The sequence below is a fragment of the Bradyrhizobium sp. P3_C3 genome (assembly GCF_056402655.1).
The window spans coordinates 1-13,738 of record NZ_JBFUGY010000067.1 but is presented as its reverse complement, the minus strand read 5'-3'; the positions used below and the strand labels follow the sequence as shown (position 1 = coordinate 13,738).

Here is a 13,738-nt window from a genome sequence, read left to right as displayed (position 1 = left end):
CTCCTAGGTGTTGCCCGGCAGCCGGCCGGGTGCGGTTTCAATCCCGATCGCGCCGTCGCATCAGCGCCGACCGGGTGTGATCGAGCGGAGGCAGGCGCTCCCAGCCATCCGCCTCAAACCTCGCAACGTCGGCATGCCGGACGTAGCGGCACACTGCGGAGGAACCCGGTCGAGCGGCTGTCACGCTAGATGTCACGCGAAGCCTGTTGCGATGGGCGCGCTGCCTACACCTCTCGGAACAGAACCGCGAACTGGATCGCTGTGGCTCGTAAGCATTCCGGCAGTGTTCACACAGCCGGAATCGTAATTCCGGCGTTGACCCCTTCGGGTGAAAGATCGGTCCCCCGGCATGATCGACTGAGAATCGATACCAAGCGCAATTCTCCTTGCCGGTGTGCTTGGAGCCCTCAATCCATTTGACCCGGCCGATTGCCACTATGTCCGTGGCATAGGGCAAAAAGGGTGCTGCCTGTTTGGTGTGCGCCCAATCCGCATCCAGAAGCAGCCAAGTCGGCCGGATGCTCTGGAAGTGCGCGATCAGCCTGTGCATCAGGTTGCGAGACCAAGGCGGGTTCGTGATGATCACGTCGGCTGCGCCGTAATGGTCGAGCGCAAGCGCATCCTGACCGCTGCGGATGTCGCCGCTGTAGACGCAAGCCAGCCCGAAAGATTCCAGATGCCGGACAAGGTCGCCATTGCCCGCACAGGGCTCGGCAAAGCTCTTGACGCTACTAAGGTACGGGATCAGCGGCACCACCGCATCGAGTGGCGTCGGGTAGAAATCAGCCTCGCGGCGCTCGAAGTTGGATCGCTTGCCCATTAGCCAGCCCCTAGGGTCAGCGATAAGGCGGCGGCTACCGTCGCCTTCCGATCCGCATGCCATGCTGCCCAGCAGCGCGAATGCAGCCAGGCGTGACCGGTCGGTTCGGTGCCATACGGCAGCAGCTCGTCGTAGGTGTCCTCGCTGGCACCGCATTCGAGACAGCGGCCACGCGGAGAGCAGACCGGATGGCGGTTCAGCCATTCGACAACGCAGCATTCAAAGGCGCGAGCCTCGGCGGGCGCCCGCGGCAGTCCGCCATCGAACTCGGCAATGCCCGCCCGTTCATTAAAGTAAACTTGCCAGTCCTCAGCCGACCATCCGTCACCGGGCCGGAGCAGTGCCACGACCTCGGCCTTATGCCGGGAAAGTGCATCGAGAACGGCGGTCGGCGGTGCCGAGGTTCCCCTCAACGCGAGATCGTCGCCATCGAGTGCGAGTTCTATACCGGCGGCCCGGGCCGCCTTGAGAGCCTCGACCGCGCTCATAGCCGCGTACTCCACCCCGCGACAGTTTCTTCAGCCGATGGAGCGGAAGGCGGAAAAGGCGGTAAAGGCGGTGATCTAGCGGGCACCACACGCCAGGCGGCGCGCCCGTCCGCTTCGGTCCGTTGAAACTTAAATCCCCCAACGATCCGGTCGGCATTCTTCTTCAACAGCCAGCCCAGCTTCGAACGGTTGATCTCGCCGCGCTCCTCCACCGGGAATTCGCGCATTGCATCGAGCAGATTGGGGTAACTCTTCGCCGCCTCAACCGCCTTGCGCACGGTCGTGGCACTTTCACCGAATACGGCATGCCATTCTTGCATCAGGCCGCTGAGGGCATCACCATCCGGATCGTGACGGATCTGTTCGAACAGCGCCGTCGCCGGATCGGGGTATCCGAGCCACATCAACGGATACCTACAATAGTCCGACCACGCGCCGCTGTAAGTGACAATGCTATCAGCCGGAGCACGAGGCGAACCTGCCCTGCGCCACGCCTGAATGATCGTCAGCACGGCGGCTACGTAAGCGCCGCGCCGCTGGCGCACCTTATCGACTGGAGCGCCTTTGTAGGTCATCGTCGCTGGTGTCGGGCAGCGAGGGTCGAGATGGATCGTCAGTACGCGTCGCAGCAGATCGCGGACCGGACCGACGTTATTTCCGGATCCGAGAAACAGGGCGCGCGTGCTGACCGTCGCCGTCTTGCTCACCCCGAGGATTCGATCCGTAATCGTCTCCGCCGTGAGCATCCTCTTGATGATGCCGTGCGGAATCCAGTCGGTGTCCATGTCGTCGAACTCGACGCAGGCCGGGCTCGTTAACAACAAGGACAGAATGACCTTGGTCGCTTCCTCCGAGGTCTTGGGATAGCTCACCTTGGCGTTGCCGCCCGGCCCGGAGAAGGCACCGATCAGTTCGCAAAGGTAGGTCTTACCGCTTCCAAATATCGGCGCTCGGACGTGAAATGCAGGCGCATGTGGCAACGTCGGGCGCACCACGGCGGTGAAGATGGCTGCCAGAGCAGCAGCCTTATCGTGGGCGGCCAGGAAGTGGAATTCGGTGAGCAACTCTTCCAGCAGGGTCAGTGCCGCGCGAGCCGCATCAGGTGTCGCGTCAGGGATTACGAAATGCCGCGCATCGAACACGCCGAACCGCTGTGCGGTTTTGTCATAACCAGGCTGCTTGACGAGTTCGCCGTCCGATTCACGGAAATACGGTTGCCGCGCCACGCCCGCCAGGGGCGGCAAGTAGCGATAGTTCTGTGCATCGAACAGGATGCCCATGTGTCGTGCCGGCGGATCGCAGCGCACCCAGTCCTTCGCTCTGCCGTCATATTTCTCCCATGTCGCCGCGACTGACAACTCGCGCGTCAGCGCCGGTGCGCTGGTCGGCACAATCGACGGATCACCGCTGGTAGGATTAGTCGCGACCGAGACAATCAAGCTTCCTGCCTGGTAGTGCCGCTCGCGGTTCGCCAGTTCCTGTTCGGCGGCGTCCACGACGCGGTGCAGGTCACCGGCCACGACACGAATGACCGGCTTATGCCGGGCTTCGGCGACGGGCACACCGATGAAGTCGAGCAGCGCCAGAATATGGAAATTGTCACGGTGCGAATGCTGGCAGCAAAAACCGCCAATGGGAAAGGACTCGTCTGGCTCAAAATAGCCCGCCGCCGTGTCCAATTCATCGGTGTGCTCATGGACCCACGGACACGTCATGTCGTGCTTGCCGGACCCCAAGGGGGTCTTGTAAAGCCCCCGCGCCTTGAGCGCCGTAATGACCGGGTTCTCCTCCGCCTTCGGAGTCAAGACGTCGTCCGCGTCGTGGCCAGAGCGGAGCGGAACCCTGGTGAATGGCGCAGAAGCCTTTGCAGGCTTCTTCTTCGGCCGTCCGGTGGGGACGAGTTCCAATTCTAGCCGATCCACAATCTCCTGTGGCGAGTAGCGCTTGCCAGGCCGCCATTCGATCAGGCGGCACCGGAACGGAACGCCGGCCTCGTCCGCGTATTTCGGTTTGCCGTTGATGGCCACCGGCAACCGTGCCCAGCGGCTCAACGGCCCCCTAGCCCCTGCGTCGCACAGACCCGCGTCGATCACCGAATTGAGCAAACGCACGGCAACCGCGCCATCGGTGATCGCGGAGTTGAGGATAATACCGCCCTGATAATTTTCAGGGCTGGTCTCGATCAGCCAGGACAATTCAAAATCACCCAGCCGATCCAGCGGCACCTTGGTGCCCAGGTCATCGAGCAGCAGGAAATGGCAGGCGGCAAACTGCGCTTTGCGGGCCTTGAACGACCCGTCTTCACCAGCATAGAAACTTGAGCAGCCGAGGTAGTTGTTGTGCTCTGGCACAACGATCGAGGGCACCCCATCGACCCTGCGCGCCACCCATCCGCCCAGATTCGGGTTGCCAGGCTTCGAGCATACGGCTGCAAAGGCACCGTGGGGTAGTTCCGCGATAACCGCCGCAATGAACTCAGCGTTGGTAATCCGAAAAGCACCGCCTTCGCCGCCTTTACCGGCTTCCCCTTGCCCGAAAGGCAAAACTGTCGGCGCGTTCTTCGCAGCAGTGATAGTCTCGGTTGCCCTCTTCCCCAATCCTTCCGATGCGTCACGCGCCTTCTCCGCCGCAACATTCGCATTGGAGGCCTTGAGCTCGGCGACACCGATCGATTCGTCGTTGGCTGTATTCACTTGGATGACGAGCTGCGAAGGAACGCCCGGGGCGAGAGGATCGTTTCCATTGCAGCGTCGGCAGGCCGAATGCGGAAGCCCGTGCAGGCACTCGTCCACGGTTACCGCCATGGCAGGTCACCCTGCGTGGCACTTTCGCGCTCACGACGCCATTCGGCCGCGGATTCCAGCGTGATCAGCGTGCGCGCGCCGACTTTCATCTCGCGCGGGCCTTCACCCTTCTTTTTCAGCTTGTAGAAGAATCCCGCACTGATGCCGTGGGCGGCGCAAAACTCGGCGATGCTGAGCGCCAAGCGCGGCATTGGAGGTCGCGGCCGGTCGGCAGCGAACTGGGTGCGGGATTTCGGCATGCTCAGCACCTCGATTAGGGCTGGCACCGCTTGGCGAATGCGAAGATCGGAACTATAGTAGGGCTCTCGATGCCCCTATTCATGTGTTCCCGGCCGGCGCCTCGCCAAAGGTGCCGGCCTCTCTATTTTGCGGAAGACTTATCGGACAGCGCCGCGCGGCGCTTAACCCAAGCATGCACGCGGGTTTTCAGGAACGGCGCTTGGCGTTCCCCGGTTTTGATCGGCCACGGAAAACCGTACCGCAGTTGCTTGCGGCGCAAATCCGATCGATCACGAACGATGCCGCGCGCTTCCAGATCAGCGTAGCTGTAGAGCCCGGCCGCGATCTCCTCGTCGGTCGGCGCATCGTCTTTCACTTCGTTTTGGGGCTTAGTCAGGAACATCGCGTCACCTCAGGCAATTTGGTGACCCAGAAACCTAAACAGAAAATCTCGCCTGTAAATACCAGAAAACTGCGAAAATAGGGCCTCGGCGAAGCTAAGTGGCTCATTTGCATCGCCGGGTCTAGCTCAGCTCCGAGCTCGGCTTGGACCGATATAGCCCTCGTTTGCCGCGCCCCTGCAAATCCGCTTGTCGGCGGACTTCAAGGACCCGTGGCATTGGTTACGAACGTTTCGAAGTTTATGTCGACCTCAACTCCGAGTGCATCATGCAACCATGTTGTCAGCGGCTGGCGCAGGTTCCGACAACAACCCGACGCGCGCGATGTCGTCGATGGAATGCTCGGTGATGTACCTCGAGTAATGCTTTTCGATCATCGCTACGCTGGTGTTGTGCAGCGACGCCACCAGCCTGATCGGCACATTTCGCAGCAGCATGCGGACGATGCTCGAGTGGCGCAGGCAGTACATCGTCACCTCGGCGGGATCGAGCCCAATGGCGGTAACGGCCTTGTCCACTTGGCGATGATAGTTCTCGCGCGGATTGTTGTTCCAGGGACTGCCGTTGCTTTGCAACAGCAGCTGAGCATCGGCTGCACGACCTCTAGCCGCCAGCTTGAGCCGTACAGCCAACTGGACCGTAATCGGCACGCTGTAGCGCTCGGCCTTTTTCGCACTGCGATTTCTGCCGCCGCCCTTGGCAGACTTCGGCATCATCAATTTCGGCCGCACCGGATGATCCTGCAGATCCTCGACGCGAAGCCGGACCGCCTGACTGGGGCGCGCGCCAGTGTTCGCCAGTGTGTCGGTCAGCAGTCCGAATTGATGATCGAGTCCGTAAGCGGCGGCGACGAATTCGTGCACCTTGTTGTCCGGCAGGATCACGTTTCTCGCCTCCTGCGCGTTAGGCAGATTGGCAAGACCAATTTCCCATGCCTCACGGTTCTTGACGCGCTGGTCATGCTGCGCCGCCAGTTCCAGCGCAGCGCAAACGCAGCGGCAGAGCCGATTGATCGTGGCCGGCGCCATCGTGCCAAGCAGGCCGTCGCGCCACTTCTTCAGTTCGATCGCCGCGAGCAGCGCCACCGGCTTCGACAACAGCGCCGGCGTGAGATGCAGGCGCGGATGCTCTGCGTTGTAAGGATTGGCTGCGCGGGCCTCAAGATCGCGCTTGTAGTCCTTGAGCGCACCGTCAACAGTGATCGGTGCGTTGCTGGCGCTACCGTCATCGCTGCGCGCCAGCTTCTTCGCCGCATCCTGCGCCTCGTGGAACGTCAACACGTTCCTGGCGTCGGCATCCTCGAAATCGTCGGCCAACGCAAAGCTCTTGGTCCAGTAAGCGCCATGGCCGTCGCTGACCTTAAGCACCCATGTGCCGTTGGTCTTGTTGCGCCTGTACATCAGCGCGATTCCGCGCGCGAGCGACGGGCCACTGTAAGGCCTGCGGCGAATCTTTAATCGCAGCCGCGCGCTGCGGCTTTCCAGCGCACTGAAGCTGACTTTGCGTGCCATGTAATTCGTGTCCCCGTTCTCGCGAAGTGTCGCGATCGTGTCTGTAGAGGCCCATGAAGGCGTATGACACGTTATGGGGATATTGCGCGCGGGATCAATGGGATGCGAACTGCACGTCGCTCTACAGAACTCCATGCGCCTATTTATTTTCCCTGCGCAGTGGTTGGACGGCTTATGCCGTGCTCTCCCGGGAGCCGAATTCCTTCTGGCCTCCCTCACGCCTGCGAAAGTCACCGACACCGCGCCGGTTGACGCGACTGCCGCATCCGCAAAGGCTTGACCGTAGCGACGACGGCCAGGACCACACGTCTATACTTTGGCATTCGGTGAAACACGCCGAAACTAACAAAACCCTTTTAGGCTTTTTCAACTAGCCTGATGCGGGCTGTTTCAGCGGGCTTCACCAAAATAAGGGCCCGGCCCTAAGCCTTTCAGCGTCCGCACGACAAACTGAAAGCCCCAATGCCGAGCCCTTTGGTCTCAAGCCTTAGGAGCCGAAACCACATGGATAGTAGCATTGCCCCCTCCCCCGCCGGCAAGCGGGGCCGCAACAGCAGCGTCATTCTGACCGACCGCATGTGCGAGAAACGCGTTGCCAAACGGACCAAGCTCTACGACCGTAAGTGCCCTGGTCTGTACGTAAGCATCACCACGACCCGGGGTGGCAACCTTCTCGTTCAAGTTCACCGACCGGGAGACCGGCAAGCAACGCACCGGCTGGCTTGGCGTCTACAATGCTGAGACCTTCACGGTCGAGGACACCCGTAGCAAGGTCTACGGCCTCAGGGCCAGGGGTGGCGAGGCGCTTGCCGAGACCTTCCGCGACCAGAAAGCTGCGAAGGCGAAGCGCGGCAAGACCGTCGCCGAGATCATCGACGAGCGCATCGCGTGGATGAAGACGTTGGTCAAGAAGCCCGATGGCGAGATGCGCCCCCGGCTCGAAAGCTGGCAAAACACCGCGAGCCACCTCGACCGCCTCATCCGCCCACGCCTCGGCAAGAAGCTGGCCATGGAGGTCACCAAGCACGACATCGCCACACTCTCGAACGACATCGTCGCAGGCAAGTTCGGCAAGCCCTCGGTCAGCAACGCGCGCCATATGCGCAAGGCGGCCTCGGGCCTGTTCACCTGGGCGGCGGAGGCAGGCCGCGACTATGTGACCGCCAGCCCCTGCGTCAACCTGCCAAAACTCGATCCCGAACATCCCCGCACCCGGGTCCTCTCCGAAGACGAGATCAAGACGTTCTGGCAAGGACTGGACCGCAACGACCTTCCCTACGACCGCCGGACCCGGCTCGCACTCAAGTTCGAACTGGTCACCATGCTGCGCTCGCGGGAACTGCTCGGCGCGCATCGGGATGAGCTGTTTGACCTCGACGGCGAGCATCCGCGCTTCGACGTGCCGCTCAAGCGGGTCAAGAAGCGGCGGGTGATCCAGCAGCCGTTATCCGATCTGGCGGTCGAGATCATCAAGGAGGCGCTCGCCTCGGATGGTCAGCAGTTTGCCTTCGAGAGTCCCATGTACAAGGGCCAGCCGATCCACCGGAAAGCGATGGCCGACGCCCTGCGCGGCACCAAGCACGAGACGAACAAGGACAAAACCAAAACCGCTGGCCTCTGCGAGCTGCTCGGTCTCAAGCCGTTCACGCCCCATGACCTGCGCCGGACGGCAGCGACCCTGGCCGGCGACCTCGGCTTCGACGACGCATGGATTGCGAAGTGCCTCGACCACGCCGCGAGCAAGAAGGCCGAGCAGATCGTGCCGACGGTCACCGGCAAAGTGTACAATCACTCCAAGCGGATGAAGGAAAAGCGCGCGGTGCTGGACGGCGTCGCGGCCGAGCTGCGGCGGATCGTCGGCGGGCGGACATCGAGAAAGGACGCCAATATCGGGCTTCACGTTGCGGCCTGATCTATCGCCCCGCCTGAGCTTCGATCAGGCGGGCTTCAATCAGTAGTTCTGCGGGAGTGCGTTCAAGCAGCATTCATCACAGTCCATCTAAGTCCCGCGCCGGGAGCGGCGCGGCTGATGATGGAACCTCCATGCCTATTTCGAGGGATGACTTTGACCCCGTTGCCACAGTTGTAGACTGGCTCGACGCCTGCCGGCGTGGAGACGTCAACGCGCTGCTCGATCTGTATGATGAGCGAGCGGTGCTTGAATGCGCCTGCGAAGGCGTCAGCCTGACTGGGCGAGAAGCAATCGCTGCCTACCGGTCACCTAAGCTCGAAACGAAGCGAGTACTCTCATTTTCGCTGGACGACGTGAGCCTGACGGGCCACGGCGTTCAAATCGACTATCAAAATTACGAAGGCAAGCCGGCTCGCGTTTATTTTCGGTTCGGTGTCTCAAACAAGATCATCTACACAAGCTGCGCACCCATGGCTCGGGCGGCCGCCCGAAGCTCCGTCAACTGAGATAACGGTCCGCGCGGCCGCAGAGTTGCGGCGATTGTAGCTCTATCGAGCAGTCATCAGCCCTTCGGCAGACACTCCGCTGCTTCACTTCACCTTCGCTGCTTCATCGAGACACTTGTAACCTGAGCCGCCGCGCGCCATGCACTGGTCGAAGTGTTTTGTCTGCCGCGCTGCCGTTGGTCCAGCAGGCTGCAGCTTTCCGTTCTTATCGACGCATTCGTACAGCAAGCCGGGTGTGCGCAGCGAGCAGGGCATGCACGACTGCTGGGCTTGCACCGCGCTTACTCCGACCAGCAGCAGCATCATCACAAAACAGCTTTGCTATCACATCAAAGGGGGCCGAATCGATTCGCACGGAGTCAAGACGCTGTGAATAGGTCGAATAACTGCGGGGTGTTTCCCCCGGACTCCGCGTGGCGCGCGAATCTCTTGTAGGGTGAGTAGGTCAGGCGAACTTGATTCGTCTGATGTCCGAGGCAGCTGGCGGCCGACCGGCGTGCGATGAAACGGTTCACGTCATGGCCGCCCGGCTGACGATGCGGTCGGATGCCCTTCCTTTGGATCAGACGGTTGCCCCGCGTTGCCCTCTCCGAGCACGCTGTCGAGCGATCGGACGGCGCGTTCATAAACGGGCCTCGTTGAGGTCGGCTTCGCGGCCAGGCAGCAGGGTTAAGGGAGCGATCACAGCGATACCAAGCTCCGTCCATGCAGACCAAGCCGGTAGACCCAAAGCAGAACACGACTGGTACCCGATCGTCGCGGTGCGCCGACGAAGCAGTGACGATGTCCATCGTGCTCATGTCCGAGACGTCGACTGTCCCGAATCCTGCACGGCTCAAAAGGCGAAGGCGTGCCGTCGGCGAGGATTGATCTAGATCAAGCGTCGCCGGGTTTCACGATTCAGATTCGGCGCAAATGGCTGGAGGGCATGCGCCATGGATACCGTCAGGTGGATGATCTCCACCGCTCCGGAAATCTTCCTGCTGCTTTCCATCGCCATCGGCACGGTGCTGGGCCGAGCCAAGATTCGTGGTTTCTCAATCGGAACGACAGCCTGTATCCTGGTGGTGGCCGTGCTCATCGGTCAGCTCGGAACCTTTACATTCCCGTCGCTGCTGCGCGTGCTTCTGTTCAGCCTGTTCGTGTTCACGATCGGCTACCGGTCCGGCCCCGAATTCTTCGCCTCCTTGAGCATCCGCACCCTGGCGCAGGTCGCCATGGCGCTCGTGCTCGGCGGCACGGGTCTCATCCTCGTTTTGATATTTGCCTTCACGTTCAAGCTCGATCCGGGCACGGCCTCGGGACTTGCCGCCGGTGGGCTGACGCAATCTTCCATCATCGGCACGGCGTCCGGAGCGCTCGCGCAAGTCGGCTTGTCCGGTGATGCTTTGAAGCAGCAAGAAGCAAACATCGCAGCTGGATACGCCGTCACCTATGTCCTCGGCTATATTCTCACGCTCCTTTACGTGCCGTTTGTCGCACCGAAACTGATGCGGATCGATTTGAAGGCGGAGGCGGCGAAGCTGGAGGCGGAGCTTGCCGGCGGCAACCCGCCACAGAGTGAAAATCTGCACTATCGCAAATTCCAGGCGCGCGCCTACCGGGTCTCGGCCGCCGCGGGACGCACGGTCAAGGACGTCGAAGAGGAAATCGGCAGCCGCACTGTCGTCGAGCGAATCGTGCGGCAGGGAGCCGATATCGAGCCGCGCCTCGACAGCATCCTCGAACCCGGCGACGACATCGTCGTCGCCGGGCGAACCGCTGCCCTCGTCGCGGCAAAGCCGGTCATCGGCAAGGAAATCGATGCCGACGAAATCCTGAAGGCAATTCCGGGCAATGTGATCGACGTCCTCGTCGACAGCCGCCATCTCCATGGCCGATCGATCAAGGAGATCGCCGAACGCGTCGGCAACGACGCACGCGGCGTCTATCTCCGCACGCTGACCCGGATGGGCCGCGAGGTCCCGTTGGGCCCGGACACCCGCGTCTATGTCGGGGACGTCATGACGCTCGTCGGCAGCACTCGCAACATCGAGCGTGCCGCCACGAAGGTCGGGCAGATCCTGCGCTCCGGCGACCGCGCCGACATCGCCTTTCTCGCAACCGGCATCGCCGCGGGCCTCCTCGCGGGTCTCGTCAGCCTCAGGGTCGGCGGCATCCCGCTGACCTTGGGCGGCGGCGGCGGCGCGCTGATCGCTGGCCTCGTCTGCGGCTGGATGCGGTCGCGCCGGCCGACCATCGGAGCGTTACCACGCGCGGCACAGCAGACACTGAGCGATCTCGGGCTCGGTGGCTTCATCGCAGCCATCGGGCTCGGCAACGGAGCCGCGGCCTGGGCTGCGATACAGGCGCACGGGGCGTTGCTGGTGGGCATGGGCCTGGTCGTCACGCTGGTGCCGCTGATCGTCGCGACACTGTTTGCGCGCTATGTGTTGCACATGAATCCGGTCATCACCTGCGGGGCGCTGGCCGGCGCCATGACCGTCGATGCTGCGGTGACCGGAGCCTGCGAAGTCGCCGAGAGTCAGACCCCAGTACTCGGCGTCGCAGTGCCCTACGCCATCGGCAACGTCGTCCTGACTGTGCTCGGCCCGATCATCGTGGCGCTCACTTATAACGGCTGACGGAGACGACGATGCGTACGCAGTTGGCCGCAATCTTCCGACCGCTCTTGACGGCTTTGGTTCTCCTTGCCGCCTTCGGCTTGCCGGCCCTCGCCGAAGACAATGTCCGTCTCCAGCGATCATCACCTTTGCAGCAGGTCGCGGCGGTCGCGTCGACGGCAAGCCCAACAACAACTGCGCGCCGGACAGACTGGTCGAAGCGACCGCGGATTTCGGCCCTACCTCGCGGGTGCCATGCTGTGGTTCTATATCGAGACGTTCTTTGGCCCGGCGTTGTTGAAGCGCATGCATGAGGCTTTCACTGCGGCCGGCGGCAGGGCCGATATCATCTGATGCCGCCCTTCGGCAATGAGGGGCATTTCTTCGTCGGCTCGACCGACACAATTCCGATGTGGTCACCGCTCGTCGAAAAATCCCTCAACGCGCATAAATAGTTACGGAGGGTGGCGCCTGGAGACGCAACCATGATCAACGCCCCTTCAACGCCATGGCCCGGGCACGCTCGCACCTTCCTGTTGATTTTGTTCGCAGCGGCCATTGCCGGACCAGCTTCGGTCCAGAACGCCGCGGCGCAAAAGCAGGCCTCTGAGGCGAAGCCCGCCGAGATCGCCCCTCGCGGGCAGCGCGGAGCCAAAGACATCACCTTCGGAGACTGGCAGAAGCTCTATGTTGATCACTGTTGATCACGCTGATGACGGTGCCGAGGAACTGGACTGCCATCGCGTGCTCCCATGGCGGACTCGGCCATGCTCCTGGTTTCGTCGGTCAGCGATTGTTATCCGGCGAAGGGGATGATGAGACGCCTTGATGCAGATCAAGAGAGCGCGGCGGCCCATAGCCAACATCTCCCCGCTGCGGAGCGCGTTCGGTACGGATCCAGGCAACCGTCAGCTCCCAAGCCACCGACAGAATGATCGGTCCGATGAAGAGGCCGATGATGCCGTGGACGAGGGTTCCCCCGATCACCCCGATCAGGATGACGAGCGCGGGTGTGGTCAGGCCTCGCCCCATGACGAGCGGCTTTAGGATGTTGTCGAGCACAGATACGATCGCGAGAAACACCGTCAGCAGAAGCGCGATCGGGAATTCCTTGTCAGTCCAGATCCAGATAATGACCGGCAGGATGACGATCGTTCCGCCGATCTGCACGATCGACAGCAATAGCACCACGAACGCCAGTAGTCCCGCGCTGGCGATACCGGCCAGCTTGAACCCAATGCCGGCGAGCAAGGATTGGACGATCGCGACGCCGATCACACCCTGCGCGACCGCACGGATGGTGGTACCCGCGAGGTCCAGAAAGTGCTCGCTCTGGTCGGGCACGATCTGTGACAGAAAGTCACGACCCGCGGCCACGAGTTGCGGGCCATATGGAAACACGACGCCAGCCACGACCACGGACAGCAGGAACTTCACGGTCCCCACACCGGCATTGCCGGCAAATCCGAGCAAGGTCGTCGCGAAGGGCTTGAGATACGGCACCACTTCGCGCAGAAGCGAACGCAGATTGGTCGAGGCCTGATCCCAGAGATCGAAGAGCCGAGGCCCGACGAGTGGCCAATCCTTGATCGATTGAGGTGGCGACGGAACCAACACCTCGCCGGCGGTCATTTGGCCGGCAAGATCCCTGATCCCGTCGACTGCGCCCATGCCGAGCCACGTCGCGGGCCCAATGACAACGGCGAGACTGATAAGGGTTAGGATCGCTGCCGCAAGTTTCGGCCGGTCGCCGAGGATTTTGGCAAGGCGCTGAAACACCGGATTAAGCGCGACGGCGAGCACGACACTCCAGGCCAGGATTGGCACGAACGGACGGATCAGGAGCAGTGTCCAGACGATCAGGACCGCGAGCAACCCCAGCCGGATCACAAGCTGGATGACCTCGTCTCCGAAGATGATCTGGCGGAGTGTTCTCACGGACGCGCCTTCAGCCTTGGCCACGCATGTTGCGGGTGAGTGAGCTAGTTCCCCCTCTCGCGCGGAGGTCTTGATCCAGATCAAGCGACCACGACCGGCCGGGAGGCCCTTGGGCGGGATCGGGCAAGTGCGTCGCCCGGCCTCTCGACACCGGAGTCCGCATGTCGGTCACCAGTGCACGAGAGCACTTGCGCGACGGCAGTCCGGTCGAAGTTCGCGCGCTTCGGCCGGAGGACGAGGCCGACATGCTCGCCGCACTAGACCAAGCGAGCCCGCAGTCGTTGCAGCGTAAGCGATGTTCTCAGGCCACGCGCCAGCGTTCTTGGGTAGCGAGATAGGCCCAGGGTAGCAGTTCGTCGATCTGGCTGTTCGGGTGGTCGTTGACGATGCGGGTGATGACGTCGGCGAGATAGGCGTGGGGTTCGACGCCGATGAGCTTGCAGGTTTCGATCAGTGAGGCGATGACGGCCCAGTGTTCGCCGCCGCCGTCCGAGCCAGCGAACAGGGCGTTCTTGCGGTTGAGCGCGATTGGGCGG

General features: G+C 62.2%; 13 protein-coding genes and 1 pseudogene. 5 read left to right on the top strand and 9 right to left on the bottom strand.

All coding sequences use genetic code 11. From position 1 onward, the window contains the following. Positions 1-37: 37 nt before the first annotated feature. The 6 genes from AC1DW2_RS40245 to AC1DW2_RS40220 all read right to left on the bottom strand — a co-directional run bounded on the left by AC1DW2_RS40245 (position 38) and on the right by AC1DW2_RS40220 (position 6,378). Positions 38-820, bottom strand: coding sequence for a hypothetical protein (locus AC1DW2_RS40245; RefSeq protein WP_245328585.1), 783 nt, complete (start codon positions 818-820; stop codon positions 38-40). Further along, positions 820-1,308, bottom strand: coding sequence for a hypothetical protein (locus AC1DW2_RS40240; RefSeq protein ID WP_063981902.1), 489 nt, complete (start codon positions 1,306-1,308; stop codon positions 820-822). Before AC1DW2_RS40240 ends, AC1DW2_RS40245 begins: the two co-directional genes overlap by 1 nt. Beyond that, on the bottom strand, positions 1,305-4,112 hold the full coding sequence (locus AC1DW2_RS40235; protein ID WP_187387979.1) for a DNA-primase RepB domain-containing protein: 2,808 nt from the start codon (positions 4,110-4,112) through the stop codon (positions 1,305-1,307). The genes AC1DW2_RS40240 and AC1DW2_RS40235 overlap by 4 nt, the downstream gene beginning before the upstream one ends. Continuing rightward, a complete protein-coding gene (locus AC1DW2_RS40230) occupies positions 4,103-4,351 on the bottom strand; it encodes a hypothetical protein (protein ID WP_245328584.1) in 249 nt (82 codons plus the stop codon). The genes AC1DW2_RS40235 and AC1DW2_RS40230 overlap by 10 nt, the downstream gene beginning before the upstream one ends. 122 nt (positions 4,352-4,473) lie before the next feature. Further along, positions 4,474-4,734: a hypothetical protein gene (locus AC1DW2_RS40225; protein WP_063981899.1), complete on the bottom strand. Its 261-nt coding sequence runs from the start codon at positions 4,732-4,734 to the stop codon at positions 4,474-4,476. Between the two features lie 264 nt (positions 4,735-4,998). Further along, positions 4,999-6,378, bottom strand: coding sequence for a site-specific integrase (locus AC1DW2_RS40220; RefSeq protein ID WP_441256364.1), 1,380 nt, complete (start codon positions 6,376-6,378; stop codon positions 4,999-5,001). A 526-nt stretch (positions 6,379-6,904) separates the two neighbouring features. Here AC1DW2_RS40220 and AC1DW2_RS40215 point away from each other — a divergent pair. Both AC1DW2_RS40215 and AC1DW2_RS40210 read left to right on the top strand, forming a co-directional pair. Next, entirely contained in the window at positions 6,905-8,155 is a 1,251-nt protein-coding gene (locus AC1DW2_RS40215) for a tyrosine-type recombinase/integrase (protein ID WP_354132227.1), read from the top strand. 131 nt (positions 8,156-8,286) lie between these two features. Continuing rightward, a complete protein-coding gene (locus tag AC1DW2_RS40210; RefSeq protein ID WP_063981897.1) occupies positions 8,287-8,661 on the top strand; it encodes a nuclear transport factor 2 family protein in 375 nt (124 codons plus the stop codon). 84 nt (positions 8,662-8,745) lie between these two features. Here AC1DW2_RS40210 and AC1DW2_RS40205 read toward each other — a convergent pair whose 3' ends face one another. Continuing rightward, the gene (locus tag AC1DW2_RS40205; protein WP_063981896.1) at positions 8,746-8,967 is read right to left on the bottom strand and encodes a hypothetical protein; all 222 of its coding nucleotides are present in this window, start codon (positions 8,965-8,967) and stop codon (positions 8,746-8,748) included. Between the two features lie 629 nt (positions 8,968-9,596). Here AC1DW2_RS40205 and AC1DW2_RS40200 point away from each other — a divergent pair. The 3 genes and pseudogenes from AC1DW2_RS40200 (at position 9,597) to AC1DW2_RS40190 (ending at position 11,968) form a co-directional block, all read left to right on the top strand. Beyond that, complete coding sequence (locus tag AC1DW2_RS40200) at positions 9,597-11,285, top strand: aspartate:alanine exchanger family transporter (protein WP_063981895.1); 1,689 nt, start codon at positions 9,597-9,599, stop codon at positions 11,283-11,285. Positions 11,286-11,400: 115 nt separating this feature from the next. Then, positions 11,401-11,719: pseudogene (locus AC1DW2_RS40195) on the top strand (dienelactone hydrolase); the annotation flags it as partial. 30 nt (positions 11,720-11,749) lie between these two features. Further along, positions 11,750-11,968: a hypothetical protein gene (locus tag AC1DW2_RS40190; protein ID WP_187387978.1), complete on the top strand. Its 219-nt coding sequence runs from the start codon at positions 11,750-11,752 to the stop codon at positions 11,966-11,968. Between the two features lie 82 nt (positions 11,969-12,050). Here AC1DW2_RS40190 and AC1DW2_RS40185 read toward each other — a convergent pair whose 3' ends face one another. Then, positions 12,051-13,202, bottom strand: coding sequence for an AI-2E family transporter (locus tag AC1DW2_RS40185; protein ID WP_084795347.1), 1,152 nt, complete (start codon positions 13,200-13,202; stop codon positions 12,051-12,053). 301 nt (positions 13,203-13,503) lie between these two features. Beyond that, the coding region (locus AC1DW2_RS40180) for a transposase domain-containing protein (RefSeq protein ID WP_477008815.1) at positions 13,504-13,738 on the bottom strand (235 nt) is incomplete at its 5' end.